Annotated in this window: 17 protein-coding genes and 3 pseudogenes; 7 read left to right on the top strand and 13 right to left on the bottom strand. The window is 70.3% G+C overall.

Going from position 1 to position 19751, the window contains the following annotated elements; translation table 11 throughout:
* Window positions 1–53 precede the first annotated feature (53 nt).
* The 3 genes from eccCa to ACGH7X_RS38990 are packed head-to-tail and all read right to left on the bottom strand — an operon-like array spanning window position 54 to window position 4909.
* On the bottom strand, window positions 54–4115 hold the full coding sequence (gene eccCa / locus ACGH7X_RS39000) for a type VII secretion protein EccCa (protein ID WP_399895262.1): 4062 nt from the start codon (window positions 4113–4115) through the stop codon (window positions 54–56).
* The gene (locus ACGH7X_RS38995; protein ID WP_399895259.1) at window positions 4116–4544 is read right to left on the bottom strand and encodes a hypothetical protein; all 429 of its coding nucleotides are present in this window, start codon (window positions 4542–4544) and stop codon (window positions 4116–4118) included.
* A gap of 2 nt (window positions 4545–4546) precedes the next feature.
* Window positions 4547–4909: a WXG100 family type VII secretion target gene (locus ACGH7X_RS38990; RefSeq protein ID WP_399895256.1), complete on the bottom strand. Its 363-nt coding sequence runs from the start codon at window positions 4907–4909 to the stop codon at window positions 4547–4549.
* A 180-nt stretch (window positions 4910–5089) separates the two neighbouring features.
* Here ACGH7X_RS38990 and ACGH7X_RS38985 point away from each other — a divergent pair, with 180 nt between their 5' ends.
* Window positions 5090–5713, top strand: a complete 624-nt coding sequence (locus ACGH7X_RS38985; RefSeq protein ID WP_399895254.1) for a hypothetical protein — start codon at window positions 5090–5092, stop codon at window positions 5711–5713.
* A gap of 59 nt (window positions 5714–5772) precedes the next feature.
* Here the strand turns inward: ACGH7X_RS38985 and ACGH7X_RS38980 are convergent, their stop codons facing one another.
* The 6 genes from ACGH7X_RS38980 to ACGH7X_RS38955 all read right to left on the bottom strand — a co-directional run bounded on the left by ACGH7X_RS38980 (window position 5773) and on the right by ACGH7X_RS38955 (window position 12360).
* On the bottom strand, window positions 5773–8496 hold the full coding sequence (locus ACGH7X_RS38980; protein ID WP_399895251.1) for a right-handed parallel beta-helix repeat-containing protein: 2724 nt from the start codon (window positions 8494–8496) through the stop codon (window positions 5773–5775).
* Window positions 8497–8524: 28 nt separating this feature from the next.
* Window positions 8525–9883, bottom strand: coding sequence for a type VII secretion integral membrane protein EccD (gene eccD, locus ACGH7X_RS38975; protein WP_399895248.1), 1359 nt, complete (start codon window positions 9881–9883; stop codon window positions 8525–8527).
* A 49-nt stretch (window positions 9884–9932) separates the two neighbouring features.
* The gene (locus ACGH7X_RS38970) at window positions 9933–10259 is read right to left on the bottom strand and encodes a WXG100 family type VII secretion target (RefSeq protein ID WP_109030543.1); all 327 of its coding nucleotides are present in this window, start codon (window positions 10257–10259) and stop codon (window positions 9933–9935) included.
* Window positions 10260–10317: 58 nt separating this feature from the next.
* Entirely contained in the window at window positions 10318–10680 is a 363-nt protein-coding gene (locus tag ACGH7X_RS38965; RefSeq protein ID WP_360894269.1) for a WXG100 family type VII secretion target, read from the bottom strand.
* A gap of 429 nt (window positions 10681–11109) precedes the next feature.
* Complete coding sequence (locus ACGH7X_RS38960; protein ID WP_399895246.1) at window positions 11110–11445, bottom strand: lysine transporter LysE; 336 nt, start codon at window positions 11443–11445, stop codon at window positions 11110–11112.
* A 168-nt stretch (window positions 11446–11613) separates the two neighbouring features.
* Window positions 11614–12360: an IclR family transcriptional regulator gene (locus ACGH7X_RS38955; protein ID WP_399895243.1), complete on the bottom strand. Its 747-nt coding sequence runs from the start codon at window positions 12358–12360 to the stop codon at window positions 11614–11616.
* Window positions 12361–12791: 431 nt separating this feature from the next.
* Here ACGH7X_RS38955 and ACGH7X_RS38950 point away from each other — a divergent pair.
* Window positions 12792–13280 (top strand): annotated as a pseudogene (locus ACGH7X_RS38950) (fumarylacetoacetate hydrolase family protein).
* Here the strand turns inward: ACGH7X_RS38950 and ACGH7X_RS38945 are convergent.
* The 3 genes from ACGH7X_RS38945 to ACGH7X_RS38935 form a co-directional block, all read right to left on the bottom strand.
* Window positions 13258–13722, bottom strand: coding sequence for a hypothetical protein (locus ACGH7X_RS38945; protein ID WP_399895240.1), 465 nt, complete (start codon window positions 13720–13722; stop codon window positions 13258–13260). The pseudogene ACGH7X_RS38950 and the gene ACGH7X_RS38945 sit on opposite strands and share 23 nt — an antisense overlap.
* 245 nt (window positions 13723–13967) lie before the next feature.
* Complete coding sequence (locus ACGH7X_RS38940) at window positions 13968–14918, bottom strand: Dyp-type peroxidase (protein ID WP_399895237.1); 951 nt, start codon at window positions 14916–14918, stop codon at window positions 13968–13970.
* 128 nt (window positions 14919–15046) lie between these two features.
* The gene (locus ACGH7X_RS38935; protein ID WP_399897669.1) at window positions 15047–15637 is read right to left on the bottom strand and encodes a sigma factor-like helix-turn-helix DNA-binding protein; all 591 of its coding nucleotides are present in this window, start codon (window positions 15635–15637) and stop codon (window positions 15047–15049) included.
* Between the two features lie 242 nt (window positions 15638–15879).
* Between ACGH7X_RS38935 and ACGH7X_RS38930 the strand changes: the two are divergent.
* Window positions 15880–16486 (top strand): annotated as a pseudogene (locus ACGH7X_RS38930) (SDR family oxidoreductase).
* Between the two features lie 251 nt (window positions 16487–16737).
* On the opposite strand, the gene ACGH7X_RS38925 reads toward ACGH7X_RS38930, so the two are convergent.
* A complete protein-coding gene (locus ACGH7X_RS38925) occupies window positions 16738–17625 on the bottom strand; it encodes an aromatic prenyltransferase (RefSeq protein ID WP_399895234.1) in 888 nt (295 codons plus the stop codon).
* A gap of 313 nt (window positions 17626–17938) precedes the next feature.
* Here ACGH7X_RS38925 and ACGH7X_RS38920 point away from each other — a divergent pair, with 313 nt between their 5' ends.
* From ACGH7X_RS38920 to ACGH7X_RS38905, 4 genes and pseudogenes are all read left to right on the top strand, one after another.
* Complete coding sequence (locus tag ACGH7X_RS38920) at window positions 17939–18202, top strand: DUF2630 family protein (protein WP_399895231.1); 264 nt, start codon at window positions 17939–17941, stop codon at window positions 18200–18202.
* Between the two features lie 182 nt (window positions 18203–18384).
* Entirely contained in the window at window positions 18385–18576 is a 192-nt protein-coding gene (locus ACGH7X_RS38915) for a S8 family serine peptidase (protein WP_399895228.1), read from the top strand.
* A 28-nt stretch (window positions 18577–18604) separates the two neighbouring features.
* Window positions 18605–18694, top strand: a pseudogene (locus tag ACGH7X_RS38910) (S8 family serine peptidase); the annotation flags it as partial.
* Window positions 18695–19241: 547 nt separating this feature from the next.
* Window positions 19242–19745 (top strand): hypothetical protein, encoded by a 504-nt coding sequence (locus tag ACGH7X_RS38905; RefSeq protein ID WP_399895225.1) that lies wholly within the window; start codon window positions 19242–19244, stop codon window positions 19743–19745.
* Window positions 19746–19751 lie beyond the last annotated feature (6 nt).

Here is a 19751-nt window from a genome sequence, read left to right as displayed (position 1 = left end):
AGGTTCGCGTGTCGGTCTCGGTGGTGCGTGGGGCCGAGGACCCCGCGCACCTGCTAGTCGTCGGCCGGGTCGTAGACGGTCTGCAGCAGGGCGGTGCCGGTGCGGCGGGAGACGAAGAGGCCGCGGCCGGGTGGGAGGCGCCGGGCCCGCTGGTCGTGCAGGACGGACCCCTCGCGGGGGTCGCCCGAGAGCAGCAGCCCGTCGGCTCCCAGTTCACGGATGCGTCCGCCGACCGGGTCGGAGAGGGAGCGGGACAGTCCGCCGCTGCGGCGGGCCAGCACCACGTGGAAGCCGATCTCGGCGGCCTGGGTCACATAGTCGCCGATCGCGGCCAGTGGCCCGCGTCCGCCCGCCCCGGCGGGGGCGACCAGGTCGTAGTCGTCCACGACCAGGTACAGCTCCGGTCCGGCCCACCAGTCGCGTTCCTTGAGCTCGCGCGGGGTGATGCCGGGGGGCGGGATGCGCTCCTTCAGCTTCTCCACGACCTGCCCGAGGTACGCGGTGGCGGTGTCCGGGTCGCCGGCGACCGCGCCCATGTAGTCGTCGGGTACGGCACCCAGCAGTCCGCGCCGGTAGTCGACGACGATGAACCGCACGTCCCAGGGCAACCGGCGCGCGGCCGTCTGCCGCATCCAGGACCGGAGGAACGACGTCTTGCCCGATCCGGAGTCGCCGTAGACCAGGAAGTGCGGCCCGTCCGTCTCCAGGTCGATGACCGCGGGGGCCAGGTCGAGTTCCCCGATGCCGATCGGCACGGCGCCCGCGGGCAGCGCCTCGGCGCCTCCGGGGAGGGTTTCCACGGCCTGCGCCAGGTCCTTCGGCGTCACCACGTCGGCCAGCACGCGCAGCGGCGGGGCCACGACGCCCTTCCAGGCGGTGGCGAGATCCGCGACCGCGGTCTCCTGTGCCTTGGTCAGGTTGTCGACGGACGCGGCGCCGTCCAGGCGGGGCAGCGCTGCCTGGAAGAAGCTGCCCGGTGCCGCGAGGCCGCGCCCCGGGACGAAGGCGCGCACCTGTTTGGCCAAGGGCCGGGAGATCTCCGACTCCGCGGGTTCGGCCAGCCGCAGTTCGAGGCGTCCGGTGATGGTGTCGCGCAGGTTGGCCCGCAGTTCCGCCCAGCGGTTGGCGGTCAGGACCAGGTGGACGCCCACGTTGAGGCCGCGTACGGCGATGTCGGGAACGATCGCCTCGGCCTCCTCCACGGCGCCGCGCAGCGCGCTCCAGTTGTCCACGACGAGGACGACGTCGGCGGCGTTGACCCCGGCGGGCAGGGACTTCTCCTCGCGGAGCCGGCGGAAGTCCGCCGCGGAGTCGACGCGCAGTTCCTGGAAGAGCCGTTCGCGTTCGTCGACCAGTCGGCGGACCACCGCGAGGGCGCGCCGGGTGCGCGCCTCGTCGTGCCGGGTGGTGATACCCGACACGTGCGGTGCGTTCTCCAGGCCGATGAGGCTGCCACCACCGAAGTCGATGCCCGTGAACTGGAGTTCGTCCGGGGTGTGGGTGAGCATGGCGCTGAGCATGAGGGAGCGCAGCAAGGTGCTCTTGCCGGACTGGGGGGCACCGACCAGGATGAGGTGCCCCTGCTGGCCGGACAGGTCGAGGAGCAGCGCGCGCTGTTCCTGGCGGGCCGGGAGGTCCACCACGCCGACCGGGAAGGTGAGTCCGCCGCCCTGGGGCCACAGCAGGGAGTGGTGTCCCCGCTCGTCGTCGCTCTCCAGTGGGGCGAGCACCGATTCGAGTTCGATCATCGGAGGCAGGGGCGGCAGCCACACCTGGTGCACGGGGCTGCCGTGCGCCTTCACCTGCTCGACGACGACCTGCATCTCGGTGCGCCGGCCGGGCAGCGTGCGGGGCAGGGAGGCCGAGGGCTCGGTCTCTTCGCCGTCCTCCTCCTGGGCGTCCTCGGCGGTGCGCAGGCCGAAGGGGACGGGCACCGCGGGTGGCCCGGTCTGCGTCACGTGTTCGTCGGCCTCCTCGTAGGCGCCGGAAATGTGGGCGACGCGGAAGCGTTCGTAGACGGACTCGTCGACCTTGAGGTAGGCGGAGCCCGGGATCGAGGGCAGCCGGTAGGCGTCGATGGTCCCGATCACGGCCCGGCTCTCCTGGGCGCTGAAGGTGCGCAGGCACACCCGGTACGACAGGTGTGACTCCAGCCCGCGCAGCCTTCCCTCGTCCAGCCGCTGGGTGGCCAGCAACAGGTGCATGCCGAGGCTTCGGCCGACTCGCCCGATCTGTACGAACAGTTCGATGAAGTCGGGGCGCTGGGTGAGGAGTTCACCGAACTCGTCGACGACGATCATCAGGTACGGCATCGGCTCCAGCGGCCTGCCGTCCTCGTCGGTGCCGCCGTTCGCCCGGAGGATCTGGTACTCGCGCACCGAGTCCACGTTGCCGGCCGCCCGCAGCATCCGCTGACGGCGCTGCTGCTCGCCGTGGAGGGCGGTGCGGACCCGGTCGACCATGGCCAGGTCGTCGGCGAGGTTGGTGATCAGACCTGCCACGTGCGGGAGTTCGGTCACGCCGGCGAAGGTGGCGCCGCCCTTGAAGTCGACCAGGACAAAGCTCAGGTGTTCGGGGGCGTGGGTCATGGTCAGGCCCGTCACCAGGGTGCGCAGAAGTTCGCTCTTGCCGGAGCCGGTGGCGCCGACGACCAGGCCGTGCGGGCCGATGCCGCCCTGCGCGGACTCCTTGAGGTCCAGCACGAGCGGGGAGCCGCCCCCGGTGAAGCCGATCGGCAGCCGCAGCAGCGCCTCGTCGTCGGGCTCGCGCCACAGCGCGGTGGGGTCGAACGCGCCGAGATCCGACACGCCCAGCATCTCGGGCAGGGCGACGGTACGCGCGAGGACCTGTTCGTGTTCGCCGGACAGCCTCAGCGGCGCCAGCGCGCGGGCCGTCTGCTCGCCGAGCGGAGGCGGGCACACGTCGGCAATCGCGTCCTCGGCGGTCTGGACCAGCGCGGGGTGCCGCGTCTCCAGGGTGAGAGCGCCCTCGGCGTCCACCCGGGCGCGGGCGTCGACCCGGCTGGGCTCCTCGCTCTCCTTGGCGACCACGCACACCACATGCAGGCCGCTGTCCGGGCCCGCCTCCGCCAGCAGGTCGGACACCAGGGGCAGCCCGGCCCAGTCCGCGTCGGGCCGGAAGCCGTCGAGGACGACCACCAGATGCCGTACGGTCCTGGGCTCGCGGCGTATCCCGAGCGAGCCGGCGCGCTCGGTGCGCTCTTCACGCACCCGGTCGACGTGGGACTGGAGGATGTCTGCGAGACCGTCCATGCTCAGCGCGATCATGGGCGCCGAGCCGCCCCGGCCAGGCCGGCGGGCGTGCGGCAGCCACTTCGCCCAGGCCCAGGAGCGGTCCTCGTCCTGGACGAGGGCCGCGATCTGCACGTCGTCGGGGGCGTGCAGCACGGCGAGTTGCAGCAGCAGCGATCCGGTCAGCTCGGCGGTGCGCTCCTCGGGGCCGAGCAGGCTCAGGACGCCGGTGCCCGCGAGGTCGACCAAGGCGGACTGGAGTCCGACGGTCTCGAAGTCGCGGGACAGCTTCTCGGCCCGGCGGCGGGCGTCCTGGTCGTGTTCCGTCGTGGGGTCGCTGTGCCGGCTCAGCGCGATGCGCATCGCTGGGGCGCCACGGCCGATGCCGAGCCGGAGCTTCATGAAGTCGGCGTCGGCGGGCCTGCGTTCCCACACCCGGCGCGGGCCGGTGGTGGCGATCGCCCACAGGCGCCGGGGGCTCGGGTGGACGAAGGCGCTGACCGCGCGCTGCGCCGCCGCCGACTCGCGGGCCTGGTTCCGGATGTCCCCGAGGTACTCGACGTACCGGTCGCGCTGCCGGTACTGGGTGCGCCGGCCGGCGTTCTTGGTCTGGGTCCTGACGACGACCGTCACACCGATGGAGACGACGACGAAGCCGATGCCCAGCATGATCATCCAGGGTCGCCCGAAGGTGACCATGTAGGCGGCCATGCTGATGCTGCTGAGCAGCGGAAGCAGCATGTAGAGCCAGGTCTGCGCCTGGTTCTGCGCGGCCTTCTGCGGAGGCGCGGCCAGCGAGACCTGCTGCTCCGGGACCGAGGTCGGGAACGTCCTGGCCGGGCGGTGGAAGCTTGTCCTGGTCATTTAGTTGGGGAAGTCCTGAGTGAAGGGGAATTCGGGTCCGAGGTGGTCCGAGGGCCCGCCGCCGTCACCGGTGGGGACAGCCATTTCGTTCGAGAAGTTGGTGAAGGCCCACCACAGTTCGTTCTCCAGATGGCTGAAGCCCACGGCCGCGCCGAGTATTCCTCCGGCGATGGCGGGAAGGACGCCGAGTTGGCCGCCCTCCTGGCCGAACATCTCCGTCATCACACGCGTCCAGCGGTCGCCGAATTCCTGGGCCTCCGTGGCGCTCGGGGCGACCCAGCCGAGTCTCAGCCCGGCGGCGATGTCGTTGACACGCATGATCGACTCACCGATCTCGCCGGCGAGCGACACGAGTGTGGTGCCCTCCGTGCCGAGTGCCGGCGGATCGATCTTTATCGTGACGGCGTCGTAGTTCGCGCTCTCGGGCATCGTCAGCCTCCGGAATTGGTGGTGTTGGCCTGCTCGGCGGAGGCGTAGTTGTCGTAGGCGGTCTGCATGCGGTGCGCCATCTCGCGCAGCAGTTCCTCCAGATCGTGCGAGGCCCTGGCGAACCAACTGGTCATCACCTCGGCGGTCGAGGCCGCGGGGCTCTGCCAGTGGGTCTGCGCCGCCTCGAAGCGGGCCTCCACCTGACCGATCAGTCCCGCGATGTGCTCGCTCTCGCCGCGCACCGCTCCGATCGCCCGCCTGAGTTCGCCGAGCGCGACCCGGAACTCCTCCGGAGACATGCCGCCGCCGTGACCGCCCGAACCCTCGCCGTCCGAACCACTGTTGTTTCCGGCCGGTGTTGACATGACTGACACTCCTTGAACCTTGACCGCCGTCCACGGCACACGGAAGCCGGGCGGCCTCCCGGACATGGGATCCGACGCTTTCACCGCCGGAGCTCGGTGTGACAACATTGCGAGGGTCGGCATCGTCCGACCAGACCGCCGGCTGTCTGTCGCCGACGGACGCTCACATGGGAGCAGAGAATGCCCAATCCCCAGAATGAACCCGCCCCGGGCGGCGAGGGCGGCGGAGCCGCCGAAGATCCGGACAACGTGAAGGAGTTCGGCCATCTCGTCCCCGGCATGTCGGTGGGCTGGGACACCCCGCCCAGCTTCAACCAGGACCCGAGCGGCGGATCGGGCGGCGAATCGGCGACCGAAGTCGCCGACAGCGGCCCGATCATGTTCGACGCGACCACCGTCCGGGCGACCGAGACCACCCTGCTGGCCCAGGGGCGCAACGCGGTCAGCAACTACGAGACCCTGCGGGCCAGGGTCGACACCGCCGTGCACTCGCAGTTCTGGGCGCTGGCCAAGCCGAAGCCGGCCATCTCCTCGGGTTCGTACGGCCCCACGACGCCCGGGGGCACCGGCTGGAGCCCGACGGTGCAGGAGACCAACGACAACGATGCGCGCATCGTCGCCGAGATCGGTGAGGAGTTCGCCGCCCACATCAACCCGGCCATGCAGAAGGCACTGGCCCTGCAGGCCAACGCCCTCGCGCTGCTGGGCAACTACATCGCGCTCATCAACAGCTCGGGCCAGTCCTACTCCCGTCTCGACCGTGCCTCGCACTTCCCGGAGCCTCCGGGTCCCGTGACGAGCTGAACAGCACACGGTATGCCGCCCGGCGCCGGTGTGTCGGGCGGACACACCACGGCCCGCCATCAGGACACCGCCGCGGGGACGTCGGCCGGCAGCAGCACCGTGAGGTCGTCGACGTCCGGGTCGGACAGGTCGGCCACCCGCATGGCGTGTTGTTCGGTCATCTGCTGGAAGACCTGGCGGGCGGTACGCCCGTTGCCGAAGCGCTCGGTCCGGGCGATCGAGCCGAAGTGGTCCAGCAGCGCCGTGGCCGTGTCGTCGCCGATCCGGTACTCGTGCCGGGCCGCCTGGTGCTCCACGATCCGCACGAGGTCCCGCGACGAGTAGTCGTCGAAGCGCAGGGTCCGGGTGAAGCGCGAGGCCAGGCCGGGGTTGGAGTCGATGAGGCGCTCCATGTCCTCCGGGTATCCGGCCGCGATCACCACCACGTCGTCGCGGTGGTCCTCCATCAGCTTCACCAGGGTGGAGATCGCCTCCTGCCCGAAGTCCGTACTCTGCCCGGCCGGCACCAGGGAGTAGGCCTCGTCGATGAACAGCACCCCGCCCAGCGCCCGTTTGAAGACGGCGGTGGTCCGGGGCGCGGTGTGGCCGACGTACTCCCCCACCAGGGCGCCCCGGTCGGCCTCCACCAGGTGCCCGTCGGTCAGCAGTCCGAGAGCGGCCAGCAGCCGTCCGTAGAGTCGCGCCACCGTCGTCTTCCCCGTGCCCGGGTTCCCCGCGAAGACCAGGTGGCGGCTCAGCGGCGGCGGTTGCAGGCCCGCCTCCTGACGCCGTTTGACCAACTGCATCAGCTTGGCCATGGACTCCACCTCGCGCTTGACGCTCTCCAGGCCCACCAGGTCGCCCAGTTCGGCCAGCAGCTCCGGCAGCCGGTCCTCGCCCGTTCCTTCCCGGACGGCGAGCGCCGTGCCTGATGCCGTGCCGGGGCCGGTCGCGGGTACGCCCGCGGTCCTGCCCTCCGTGTCCGCCGCGCGGGCCGGTCCGGTGCCGTCGTCCTCGTCGGCCGTGGGCAGGGTGGAGGCCGTGACGCCGCTGGTGCGGCACTGCTCGAACCGAGCCACCGCGTCGTCGGCCTGGGACAGGCCCTCGTCCGTGTCGCGCACCAGGCAGCGGCGCAGGATAGGGGCCGCCTTGGACCCCACGTACACCGCCGGATAGCCGGTGGCGGAGATCGTGCAGTCCTCCAGCAGACCCTCGGACCCGTCGCCCGCGTACACACCGTTCTTGGTGGTGCCCGCGATCGTGACGGAGCGGACGCGGGGCCGGGCTCCGGCCCAGATCACCAGGCCACTGCCCTGGGCGTCCAAGATGGTGAGGTCCTCGATCCAGGCCTCACTGCGTTCGTCGAGGAAGACGCCGGCCGATCCCGACCCCTCGATCCGGCCGCCCACCAGCAGGGCGCTGGTGCCCGCCGCGATCTCGACGCCGGTCCTGGCGGGCCGCAGTACCTCGCAGTCGGCCAGCAGCGGCCGGTGTCGGCTGTCCAGACGGATGCCGGTAGCCGTGTCGGCGACGACGAGCCCGCGCAGTACGGCGTCGGCGTCCTTGACGTCCACGCCCGTCATCCGGGCTCGTTCGATGCGGGTGTCCTCGGCGGTGAGGTCGGCGGCACCCTCGACGCGCACGGCGTGCTGGGCGCTGTCCCGGACGGTGCAGGAGCGCAGTTCGGCGCGGACGTTGTCGGCGATGTGCAGGGCCGTGTAGGCCGTGGTGGAGATCTCGCACTCGGTGAGCTGTACGGTGCACCGGTCCGTGGCGTGCACGCCGTTGGCCCCGGTCCGGGCCACTGTGCCGCCATGCACCCGCAGTTCCGCGTCCTCCACGACGGCCAGGCCGGTTCCGGGTACGTCGACGACGCGGACGCGGTCCATCTCGACGCGACCGGTGCCCGTGGCGATGACGCCCGCGCCGCCGGTCTCCCGTATCTGGCAGTCGTCCATCTGGAGCCGGGCCGCGTCGCCCGCCAGGACGCCCTCGCTGCCGGTGCGGAAGATCTCGCACGTCTCCAGCCTGATGCGGGGCGCCCCGCGCTCGGCCGCTGCGGCGTGCTCCCCCTCTTCGGCCGCGGGGGTGACGGCCGCCGCGGTGGCGCCGTCGGCGGCGCGTACGCCTTGCGTCCTGACGTCGTGCAGCCGGCAGTCCCGCAGGAGCGGGCGCGACCGGGTCTGCGCCAGCAGACCGGCGTCGCCGACGCGGCGGACCGTGCAGGCTTCGAAGATGCCCTGCGACTCGCCGGTCAGCACGATGCCGCAACCGGTGGCACGTTCGACCGTGGTGTGCCGTACCTCCGCGCGGGCGGCATCACTGAGTGTCAGGCCGTGCCCCGCCATCGAGCGGATCACACACTCCTCCAGGACGGCGTGGGCGGTGCCGGTGACGAGGACACCGGAGCCCTCGGCGTTCTCGATGGTGCAGGTGCGCAGTTCGACGGTTCCGCGGCCGATCTCGACGCGCCCGCCGGAGACGGCGCAGTGGTCGAGGACGGCTCGGCCGCCGCGGACGAGCACGGCCGGCTCGCGGTCGGCGGTGCCCTCGACCGTCAGGTCACGCAGTTCGCAGGTACCGCCCCGCACCGTGATCGCGGGTCCGTGGGCGGCGACGACGCGCACCGTTCCCGGGCCCTTCTCGGCGATCAGGGTGATGTCGCGGTCCAGCACCACGGATTCGCGGTAGTCCCCGGGCTGGACGTGGATGACCGCGCCCTCACCGGCCGCGCGAACTGCGGCCGTGACGGTGCGATGTGTGCCCCAGCCCCGGCCCGCCACCCTGAGGGCGTTGCGTTTCACCGCCGTACCGCTCCGGCCTCGGGGCCCCTCACGGAGTCTGCCCCGACTGCAGCAGCGAGGTGTAGACGCCGAAGACGCCGACCGCGACCGGTACGGAGGCCAGCAGGAAGAACCCGGCGAGTGTGTCGATCCAGGTCGGCCGCTCCTCGTCCGAGTCGGCGCGGAACGCGCCGCCGAGGCCGAACACCAGCGCCAGCACGGCCGCGCCCAGCAGGGCGACGGGCCCGGTCCACGCCGGTGCCCCGGAGTTGCCCGGGGCCCGGACCAGTGCCACGGCCAGGCCGAGCGTCCCGGCGGCCACCATCGGGACGACGGCGGGCGCCATCGTCAGCCGCCCGGCTCGCAGGATCAGCGCGAGGCCGAGGCAGGCGGTGAGCGCGACCGCGAAGGCCTGGCCCGCCGAGCCCAGGATTACCAGGCACGCGGCGGCGACGGCCGAGCCGAGTACGTTCGTGCTGATGAGCACCCGCTGCCCTCGCTTCACCAGCCGCAGGACGTCCGCGTCGTCGGCGTAGGGGTCCGTGCCGCCCGCCCGCGAGCCCGCCAGCACCGCGAGGTGCCCGGCCGCCTTGGGTGCGGCGGCGAGCACGCCCATGGTGGTGACGGACACCACGGCCGCCGACTCGAGCAGCGAGGTACGGCCGAGGCTGAGAGCGGCAGTCAGCAACAGGGTGATGCCGGTGATCGCCACGGCCATCAGCGTCGTGACGTGACGGACGGCCAGCAGCCCGGCGAGGGCTCCGACCAGGGCACCCACACTCAGGGCCAGGAGCAGACCGGAGGTGCTCGCGCTCGCCACCGGCAGGCAGGCAGCGGACGTGGCGAGCAAGGGTACTCCCGCGTGCGCCATGGTCAGCCTCAAGCCCAGCGACAGCGACCAGCTCTGGCGGGTGGAGTGCCAGGCCAGCAGGGTCAGGGCGAACGCCGCGACCATCGCGCCGATCCCGGTGCCGGGACGGTAGGAGTCCGCGGAACCCGACCACGCCATTACCACGAAGGCCGCGATGAGACCCAGGACGGCCAGGACCAGTGTGGTGTAGGCGCGGACCCGTCGGCCCCAGGCGGTGACACCGTCGCGGGTCTTCTCGACGGACTCCTCCAGATCGGTGACCACAGGCTCGTCGAACTCGCCCGCTGCCACGTCCCGGAGGTAGAGCGTGGCGCCGTCCGCGACGCCCGCCTCCCGCAGCGAGGCTTCGGGCGCGAGGGGCGGGGCGCCGGGCAGGGCCAGCGACCACACCGGGGGGAACGTCTCGTCCAGCTCCACCTGCCCCACGAGCGTGAGCAGGGCCGGGGTGTACTCGGCGATGGCCGCGTCCGCGGGCACCGCGAGATCGACCCGCCGCCGTGCTCCCACCACGGTCACATGACAGCGTTCATTCTCCACTGGATGTCTTCCTTGTCACACGTAGCCGGGGCCTGTCGAGGGGGCGGGGTCAGTGCACCGAGTTCCAGGTCCTGATGTTGGCCTCCTCGGCACCGACGTAGTTGCCCCAGTTCACCCGCATGACGTGGGCGATCTCGCCGAGCACTCCGTCGTCCTCCTCGCTGCCGAAGAGGCCCACCGCGGCCATGTCCCACTCGTGCATGCGCAGTTGGTAGTCGGTCGCCGACTGGGCGTTCCAGGTGTCGATCAGCGACTGGATCCGGCTCTTCAGGGCGTGCAGCTCACCCATGATGTGCTGGGCCGCGGCGTTGATGTCCTGGCCGGCGGTCTCCAGGCCCTGGCCGACATAGATCGGCACACTTTCGATATCGGGCATCGCGATTCCTTCCTCGGAGGGTGGGTGCGGCGAGCGGACGTGCGGACGCAGGCCGGGATCAGGACAGGTTGGCCTTCGGAAGTGACACGTTGTTGAGGTTCGCCAGGTTCGAGTGCTCGGAGCCGAGGTAGTTGCCGGCGCTGGAGTCCAGGCCGCCCGCGATGGCGAGCAGCGCGTTCTGGAGCTGTGCCGCGTACACGTCCCACTCCCTCATCAGTTCCTGGAAGGTGTTCGAGGCGACGCCCTGCCAGTTCGCCTCCATCGCGACGACGTAGCTCTTGAGGGCATCGAGTTCTGCCTGCACAATCTGTTCGGTCGTGCGAATGTCCAGGGCCTTGGCCTTCAGATCCTCCGGTGTCGTTTTGTACAGGACGCCGTCCGAGCCCCTGAAACCGCCCTGCCCTCCGTCGGGTGTCGCCATGAGGCCCCGCCTTCCTTAACTCGATTCGGTGGCCTACCTGCCCGGCGCGCCGGGCAGGTAGGAGAGGTCGCGGAACCGACAGCCGTCGGCGGAACTGTCCGTCGGACAGGCGGAATCCACCCGACCGGCACACGAACGGCTGATCGTGAAACCAATGTTAGGGGAAAACAACGGTATACCTGTCAGTGGATGGCCAAGTTAATGTTGGCTTGGCTCACTGTCACACACGTCCACACCTTCGGACATACAGTGTGAGGCGCCCGTATACCAGCCGTACCCGTCGCGTCGTGCCAGCTCGGACAGCAGGTCGGCTCGACGTGCGCTCAGAGCACCGGGGTACGGAGGCGGAACGTCGTCGCCTCGATGGGCGCGAACGATGCGGTCCCGCCGTGACCGACGACACTGTCCTGCCCTGGCCGACCGGCCGCGTCACAGGCAGCCGCAGTCGGTGGCGTAGAGCAGCAGGAAGAGAGCCGTCGCGGCGGCCGCGCCGAAGACGGTGGCGGCCAGGGCGGCAAGGCCCCGCCGTCTCCCGTTCGGCGGGGCGCGGAAGGTCCGCCAGGCACCGTGGGCGAGGAGCAGGCTGAGGAACCCGGCTCCTGCGACGGTCAGGCGTGGGTCGAAGGACCAGCTCAGGTAGGCGAGCAGAACCACGCAGCCCAGCAGGAGGCAGGCGAGCAGGCCGAGGACCACCTCGGCGACGGCCTCGCCCACCGTGTCGGCCAGGAATTCACCGATATTCCGGGCCGCTCTGCAGACGCCCATGTGACCGCCCCTCCCACGCTCGCGATCGGTCCCCCGGAGATACTCGTTGGGGAGGACCCTCACCGAGCGGAAAGGGTTGCAGGCCCGCTCGTGAGGTGTTGCCCGGAGCCGACCGGGTGGACGACCTCGCCCTGCCCGGAACGCCGGAGCCAGGCGCGCGCCGAACGGTCAGGCCGCTCCGCCCATCCGTCCTACGAGATCCTCGATGAGTGCGGCGAGAGCCGCCACCCGCTCGGGTGTGGCCTGGGACTTGAGCAGCGAGGAGCCGACGGCGAAGGGTCGGCCGCCCGGCGGCGGTCCGGGCACGGCTGCCACGACGCAGACGATGCCCTCGGCGATCTCCTGGTCGTCGACGGCGTGACCGGCCGAGCGTGCTTCGCGCACGTCCGCGAGCAGCGCGTCGAGGGTCGTGATCGACCAGGGCGTACGGACCTCGAACGGTTCGCGTTCCGCGAGCAGTTCACGCACGGCGGTGTCGTCCAGGCCGGCCAGAATGGCCTTGCCCAGCGCCGTGCAGGTGACCGGGAGCCTCGCGCCCGCCCTGCTGGTGAGGCGCATCAGGACGGTGCCCTCGTGCACCGCCAGGTAGACGACGTCCGTGCCGTCCATGGTGGCCAGTTGCAGCGTCTCCCCCCGGTCGCCGAGGCGGTCCACCTGCTGCCGGAAGGCGTGTACCGGATCGAGGGCGTCCAGGTAGGACTGGGCGAGTCGCAGCAGGCCCGGGCCGAGCGCGAAGCCGCCGTCCACGACCCGGACGAGTTCCCGTTCGTGCAGGGCCGCGCAGATGTTGACGACGGACGCGCGCGGTATGCCCCCCGCGGCGGCGGCCAGTTGGGCGGACGACAGCGCACGGCCGCGGGCGTCCGCCGGCGCGGGTGCGGCACTGGCCCATACCGATCCGTCCCGAGTACTCATGCTACCCCGCCCTAGTTGTCAGTGAGTTGACAGACCACGTAGTCCATTGACAAAAGGGTGGTGCCTCACACCGATACTGAGCCGGCAAGCACCGGAGCGGCGGCCGCCACGACGGCGCCGTCACGGCACACACTCGCGCGCTGACGAAGACGGACAATGCCTCGTCACGACGGCGCGACCACCCACGCCCCTCCACGTCCGGTCGGCAGCGGACGCGACCGGCGGCCACGGCCCGAACCGGCCCTCGACCAAGGAATGCGGCACATGAAACTCGTACGGCTCGGAGACCCCGGGCAGGAACGCCCCGCCGTCATCGACGACCGGGGCACCACCCGGGACCTCTCCCCCTCACCCCCGACATCGACGGCGCCTTCCTCGCCGCGGACGGCATCGCCCGCACCCGCCGGGCCCTGGCCGAGGGCACGCTGCCCGTGCTGGAGGCCGAAGGGCTGCGCCTCGGGCCGCCCGTCGCCCGGCCCGGCACGGTGGTCTGCATCGGGCAGAACTACGCGGCCCACGCGGCGGAGTCCGACAGTGCGCCGCCCACCCGCCCGATCATCTTCCTCAAGCCCCCGAACACGGTGGTCGGCCCGTACGACGAGGTGGAAATCCCCCGCGGCTCCACCAAGACCGACTGGGAGGTCGAACTCGCCGTCGTCATCAGCCGAACGACGCACTACCTGAACTCCCCCTAGCAGGCCCTGGAGCACGTGGCCGGCTACACGGTCTCCAACGACGTCTCCGAGCGCGACTTCCAGCCGGAGCACTCCGGCGGACAGTGGTCCAACGGCGCCAGCGCCAGACGCTCCGCTCCTCCTGACCGCGCCGGATCTCCACGGGATCGTCGGTCGCGGACCTCTCTTCGACACCGACGTCCAGCAGCCCGCTTCAGTGCCGCTATGCGTACGAGTCGACGGTGATCGAGTAGCCGGCACCGGTGCTGAGGTCGGGGCGGCTTCCGTGGCCCTCTTCCGTGAGCAGTTCGGCGGTGAGGAAGTTGATCCGCAAGTTCATGGCCCTCTTGACGAAGCTCAGGTCGTCGGGCGCGGCGTCGGGGTCGGGGCTCCATCCGTCCTGTTGCGTTGCTGTCCGGTAATGCGCTGCCACGTCGGCTCGGGTGCCGGGAAAGGCGTATGTCCGCTCGGCATACACCGTGACTTCGCCGCTGTCGGACCAGCAGCCGGCGTCGACCTCCTCGAAGCCCCGGGCGACGGTGGCCGCGTCGGGCCGGGAGTCAAGGATGTGGAGCGCCGCCGTCTTCTCGACCCGGGCGTCGGTCCCCTCGCAGTCCTGGGCGAGATCCATCAGCGTGCAGCCGGCGAGCGCCGAGGTCACCAGCACGGTCGCCAGGAGAAGGGACACGGGTCGGGTGCGAGCTGTTCGCAAGGACAAAGCGGGCTCCAGGTGTGGTCCGGGGCAGCGGACGGGCCGCTGTCGGACGAAGACGTCTTTGGGCTGGCTCCGAGGAACCACGGCCCGGTTCTACCAGAAGTCGCCACTCGCGCATCGCCGCTGACGTGAGGATGGGCCCCGTCGGCGACAGTGCCGCGTCGAGCTCCCCGGCCTCTCTGTCATGGCCGACGGGCGCGGGTCGGGCCGCTCGGTGCTCAGGGCCGAGCGGGAAGGTCCTCCAGGAAGTCCGCCGCCGGTGTGAAGAACAGCGAGCCGGTGACGGGGGTGGAGAAGTCCAGGATGCGGTCGTGCGGTGCCGACGCGGTGCCCAGGAACATCCGCTCCAGCATCGTCTCCGTCACCTCGGGGGTGCGGGCGTAGCCGATGAAGTACGTGCCGAACTCCTCGCGGCCCACCGACCCGAAGGGCATGTTGTCCCGCAGGATCTCCAGATCGTTGCCGTCCGGACCGGTGACACTGGTGAGGGCGACGTGCGAGTCGGCCGGCTTGACGTCGTCGGACAGCTCCACGTCGGTCATCTTGCGGCGGCCGATCACCCGCTCCTGGGCCTCGACGGAGAGCCCGTCCCACGCGTCGATGTCGTGCAGGTACTTCTGCACGCCGACGTAGCTCCCGCCCGCGAAGGCCGGATCCTCGGCACCGACGAGGACGGCCCTGCGTGCCGCGGCTCCCGTCGGGTTCTCCGTGCCGTCGACGAAACCGAGCATGTCGCGCTCGTCGAAGTACTTGAACCCGTGCACCTCGTCCCGAGGGGTGACCGCTCCGCGCAGCCGGCCCATGATCTCGGCGGCGAGTGCGAAGCACAGGTCCAGCCGTGAAGCCCGGATGTGGAAGAGCAGGTCACCCGGGGTGGCGACCGCCCGGTGCACCGGCCCCTCCAGCTCCCGGAAGGGATGCAGCCCGGCCGGACGCGCCCCCGAGAACAGACGGTCCCAGGCCTCGGAACCGATGCCGGTGACACAGCTCAGCCTGCCGTCTGGCTGCGCCCGGAACCCGACAGCTCGCTCCAGCGAGGCGACATCCGACAGCAGGTCCCGTACGGTGTCCTCCCCGCCGCTGTCGATCGTGACGACAAGGAAGATCGCCGCACTGGTCAGCGGGGAGAGAACCATCTGGGGCTCCGGCTCCTCGACTTCTCCGCCCATGAACGAACATCCTCCCACGACTGACTCGTACCTCCACACACCATGTCACATCAGTGTGGTGCGCACGGGTCCCCGACGGTACCCGCGAGAGGCACGACGTCGCGGACGGTCGGCAAGCGCCCGCCCGGTCATGCGGCCTCGTAATCCTCGGCCCCGTCACCCCCGCGCGTCTGACCGGCGGCGTCCTCACGGCCTTGCCTGTCCGCGACGCGGTCCGTGGCGAGGTGCCGTCGCGCTCGGTGCACCAGGTGCCGGGCCTGGGCCTCGTCGATGTCGAGGAAGGCAGCGATCTCGGAATAGGGGGAAGCCAGCGTCTCCCGCAGCACGAAGGCCGCGCGTTCCACGAGGTCCAGCTGTTCCATCATGACCAGAACGTCGAACTCGACCGGCGCCGCGCGCGCGGCGCCGGTCCCGGCATGATCGCCGGTGTCCAGGGGCTCGGGCAGCCAGGGGCCGACGTAGGACGCGCGCCGCAACCGCGCGGAGTGTGCGACGTCGATCGACAACCGGGTCGTGGCCATGATCAGGTATGCCCGCGGATCGGCGACCACCGCACGGTCGGTGGTCTGCCAGCGCTGCCAGACGTCCCGCACGAGGTCTTCTGCCAGGGCAGCGCTGCCGAGCATGCCGTATGCGATCCCGAACAGTCGCGGCCCCTGCCGTGCGAAGACCTCCTCTCCCCGACCAGGCGGACCGGCGGGTGGCTCATGCGCTGGCAGCGAACGATGCGCACGTCCCCGCTCGTCGACCCCACTGTGTTCCTCAACCCTCTTGGCGCCCATCGCTTCCACGTTTCCTTCCCGAGACGAGTAACCGACCAAGGGCCTCGTTCAGACGTCGTGGTATTTCATGACCGAACCTACGCCGCCGCCGGGGGCGATGGCGCGCACTGAGGGGGCGACAGTCATTCGGCAGTCATTCTCTGGCGGAGGAAGCAGCGTGTGGAGGAATCAGGGAGAGGTTGCGGAGAACAGCCCCCGCTCGCCCCTCTTGTCACAGGTGGCACTCCTGCACGGTTGTAGTTGTCGGCGGAACCGGGCTCATCGGCTCGCAGGTCGTCGCCAGGCTGGGCGAGCACGGGCACGAGGCGGTCGCGGCCTCCCTGAACACCGGTGTCAACACGCTGACGGGCGAGGGCCTGGCCGAGGTGCTGCGAGGCGCCTCCGTCGTCGACGTGTCGAACTCTCCGTCGTTCGCGGACGACGCGGTCAAGGAGTTCTTCCGAGTCTCGACGACCAACCTGCTGAAGGCCGAGGCGGAGGCCGGTGTCGCCCACCATGTGGCGCTCTCCGTCGTGGGGACCGACCGTCTTCAGGCGAGCGGCTACTTCCAGGCCAAGCAGGCCCGGGAGGACATGATCAACAACTGAGGTCGCGGGCCCCGACGTCTTCCGGATGGAGGACTTCATCCGCAAGGGCCTGGCCGTGCGGGAGGACACCCGTACGGTCGTGACGGACCCGAACGGTCTCTACTGGGGTATCGCACTCCAGGAGTCGGATCTGCTCCCCGGCGCCGGCGCCCGCATCGCGGAGACCCACTTCGACGAGTGGGCCGCAGGGCAGCGTTAGTCCCGCGTTCCGGGAACCAGTGGGATCACCGGTCGGCTGTGCGGTCCGCGGGCGGTGGAGGTACGGCTGTGCTCCCGCAGGTCCGGCTGCTGGCCCCACAGGGGCGCAGCCGGGGTCAGCCGGGCGCCTGACTGACCCCGGCTGCGCCCCCCATGGAACCGTCGACGCTGGTGCTCACCGACAATCGCGGCCCCACGGAACGTTGCCTCCGGGGCCGTGACTGCGAGGGATGCGTTCGAGGGACGGGACGGTCAGCGGTTCCAGTAGCCGAAAACCCGGGACGCGGCGTCACCGGTGTAGTCCGCCTCCATCTTCAGGTACTTTCCACGGGTACCGAAGGTGGGGTTGAAGATCAGGTCCCTCCGCTCCGCCTGAACCGGAGCCTCGGCGGCGAAGCGGGCGGCGAGCGGGTGCAGGTGGGAGGGGAACTCCCCTTCCCTCGACGGGACGGCGAAGCAGAGCCTGCGGGCCCGCGGGGAGTTCCAGTCGAACGTGTAGTAGACGTTGATCGCTCCCCGGCAACGCCCGATCTCCTCGATGTCCGGCGGGCGAGAACCCATGTCTCGGATCATCCTGGCTATGTCCTCCTGGTCGAAGTAGCCGGGACTGACCATCTCGGAGTAGAGGTTCGTCGTGTTGTTGCGGAAATCGAACCCCATGATCGCGAATTTCTCGATACGAGCCTCGCCGAAACGTTCACGATGGTCACGCAGGGAATGGGGGATGTTTTCGAGCGAAGCGATTTCACCGAATTCCAGGGGCCGCTCGAAGAACGCCCAGACCTTCTGTACGCCGTGTCCCACCGACGCGTCCAGCCCCCACCACAGGGGGATCTTGTCGGTGACCTCCGCGAGCAGCGACATGACGGCAGGATCGGCGTCGGGAAGAAGTCCGTGTTCCCTGGCGATCTCGACCGGAACATGGGGCGAATCCGGGTACATGTAACGGAAGTTCACACTGCGGACGGAGGGTTCGTGTGTCGTCGTGCGGACCGTGATGGTTCCCGTGGCGAACTGCTCCGCGAAGACGTCAACCACCTGCTCGACGGCTCGGTTGTCGAAGTCGACCTCGGCAAGCTCCGCGTACGCCTCGAGGTCGGAAAGGAACCGAGCCAGATCCGTCGTTCTTCCAGTAGGCATTGCTCTCCTGCTTCTTCCGGATCACATAGGGGTGCTTGGCCGCATGACTCGCTCGTGGTCCATGAACGCAACAGTCACGCGTCCGCGGCCGCCTTGCCGTCAGTCTGACACAGTGTTACTTCAGCCTCATCCGGGTCGCTCGACCACCACACCATACTGGGACTTCTTCACACTGTCTGTGCCCCACCCACTTCCCGGTGGGAGCGGTCACCTTGCTGATGCACGGACACGACCACCGGGATGACAATGAAGAGTGCGACCGACTGACCCGTCGGCCGCACCCACAGCGGCAACCCAACGTCCAGGGAGAATCATGACCGGCTCCGAAGCCGACGCCGAGGGACAGATCCTCGGTCGCATCAACGAAATGATCCGTCAGGAGAAGGACCTGCGGGAGCAGCTCGCAGAGCAGGTGATCGACGAGTCGACCGAGCACGCTCGTCTGGCCCGTCTGGAGGTCGAGCTGGACCGGTGCTGGGACCTGCTCCGGCAGCGAAAGGCGCGGGTCGCCGCAGGTCAGGATCCCGGCAACGTGCGCGTTCGGCCCGCCTCGCAGGTCGAGCACTACCTCTCCTGAAGCGGAGCCGACTACCGCGGCTGACACAGGGAGGTGTCCGGGGCAGGTATCCAGCGGTCGGTGAGCAGTGAACGGCGCCGTGTGACAGACGGCGGGAGTTCGGACGTCCCCACGATCGTGCGACGTTCGGGGACGGCGTCCGGGCCGGTCCGAGGAGTGAGCAGTCGGACGGCAGCGATCCGATGAGTCAGGCCGTGGACCGGCTCAGCGCCCAGACCGGCGCGCTGTTCGTCGTCGCCGCGGGCAACGCGGGCGAGACCGGCACCATCGGCGCCCCTGGTGTGGCCACCTCCGCGCTGACCGTGGGCGCGGTGCACTCCACCGACACCGTCGCCCCGTTCTCCAGCCAGCCCCCCGGGTCGACAGCGCGCTGAAGCCGGAGATCACCGCCCCGGAGTCGGCATCCTCGCCGCCAACTCCTCCTTCGCCGCCAATGGCAACGGCGCGTACCAGAGCCTGGGCGGCACCTCGATGGCCACGCCGCACGTCACCGGCGCCGCACGTCCTGACCTCACCGGCAGCGCCCTGAAGGACGTCCTCGCCAGCAGTTCGCACCGCACTCCGCAGTACGACGCCTTCCAGGCCGGCAGCGGCCGGGTGGACGTCGACGCAGCCGTGCGCGCCGGGGTGTACGCCTCGGCGACGGCCTACGCCCCGGGCAGCTCACCCGGCCCCGTGCAGCGCCCGGTGACGTACACGAACACCACCGGCGCCGCGGTCACCCTGGATCTGTCGGTCGCGGCGACACACGCACCCGAGGGGATGTTCCGGCTGTCGGCCTCCCGGGTCACCGTGCCGGCGCACGGCTCCGCCGGTGTCACGTTGACGATCGACGGCTCGGGCTCGGCCGGTGGCCGCACCTATAGCGGTCAGATCCTCGCGACGGACGCCGACACGCGGAGCGTGGCGCACACCGCGGTATCCCTGGGCCCGGTCCGGCACAAGCTGACGGTGCACTTCAAGGACGCGGACGGCAACCCCATGCCGAGCGTGTTCGACCTCCTGAAGTCGGGGGGGCTCCGAGTCCCTCCCCGTCCTCGTGGGCGACAGCGGCACGACCGAGCTGTACCTGCAGGAGGACACCTACTCGGCCCTCGCCTTCAAGCCCGTCCCCGGCGTCCATGGCCCCCACTCGTGGGGCATGGCGCTGCTCGGCGACCCCGAGATCCGCCTGACAACCGTTCCCAAAGCCATCGAGTTTCACCGTGGTATCGAGGGATCGCGGAAACAACTACACCTGCAGTCGCTCCGGAACTACTGGGTGGAGCGCGTACGGGACCTCCCGGGCATGCAGATCCTCACACCCGACGACACGGCACGCCACGGAGCGGTGACCAGCTTCCGGCTTCCTGCGATGAGGGACTACACGCAGGCACAGAAGATGGCGACGCTGCTGCTCAAGAAACACCGTGTTCTCACGGTCGCGCGCACAGGTATCGCACAGGGCAGCGCTGTCCGGGTGGCCCCCACGCTGTACAACACGCACCAGGAACTAGACCGTCTGGTGGCGGCGCTCCGCCAGGAAAGCGGCGCCTTCGTGTGATGCCGT

The sequence above is a fragment of the Streptomyces sp. BBFR51 genome, assembly GCF_044591655.1.
Lineage (GTDB): Bacteria > Actinomycetota > Actinomycetes > Streptomycetales > Streptomycetaceae > Streptomyces.
The sequence above is the reverse complement of the archived record's forward strand: the minus strand, read 5'-3'. Positions and strand labels throughout refer to the sequence as shown.

Excerpts from the sequence above, each read along its gene's own strand:
- ACGH7X_RS38915 (WP_399895228.1), top strand. The coding sequence starts at position 18,385 with ATGAGTCAGGCCGTGGACCGGCTCAGCGCCCAGACCGGCGCGCTGTTC.
- ACGH7X_RS38940 (WP_399895237.1), bottom strand. The coding sequence starts at position 14,918 with ATGGGCGGAGAAGTCGAGGAGCCGGAGCCCCAGATGGTTCTCTCCCCG.
- ACGH7X_RS38920 (WP_399895231.1), top strand. The coding sequence starts at position 17,939 with ATGACCGGCTCCGAAGCCGACGCCGAGGGACAGATCCTCGGTCGCATC.
- ACGH7X_RS38960 (WP_399895246.1), bottom strand. The coding sequence starts at position 11,445 with ATGGGCGTCTGCAGAGCGGCCCGGAATATCGGTGAATTCCTGGCCGAC.
- ACGH7X_RS38990 (WP_399895256.1), bottom strand. The coding sequence starts at position 4,909 with ATGTCAACACCGGCCGGAAACAACAGTGGTTCGGACGGCGAGGGTTCG.
- ACGH7X_RS38955 (WP_399895243.1), bottom strand. The coding sequence starts at position 12,360 with ATGAGTACTCGGGACGGATCGGTATGGGCCAGTGCCGCACCCGCGCCG.
- ACGH7X_RS38985 (WP_399895254.1), top strand. The coding sequence starts at position 5,090 with ATGCCCAATCCCCAGAATGAACCCGCCCCGGGCGGCGAGGGCGGCGGA.
- ACGH7X_RS38970 (WP_109030543.1), bottom strand. The coding sequence starts at position 10,259 with ATGCCCGATATCGAAAGTGTGCCGATCTATGTCGGCCAGGGCCTGGAG.
- ACGH7X_RS38925 (WP_399895234.1), bottom strand. The coding sequence starts at position 17,625 with ATGCCTACTGGAAGAACGACGGATCTGGCTCGGTTCCTTTCCGACCTC.
- ACGH7X_RS38995 (WP_399895259.1), bottom strand. The coding sequence starts at position 4,544 with ATGCCCGAGAGCGCGAACTACGACGCCGTCACGATAAAGATCGATCCG.
- ACGH7X_RS38965 (WP_360894269.1), bottom strand. The coding sequence starts at position 10,680 with ATGGCGACACCCGACGGAGGGCAGGGCGGTTTCAGGGGCTCGGACGGC.
- eccCa (WP_399895262.1), bottom strand. The coding sequence starts at position 4,115 with ATGACCAGGACAAGCTTCCACCGCCCGGCCAGGACGTTCCCGACCTCG.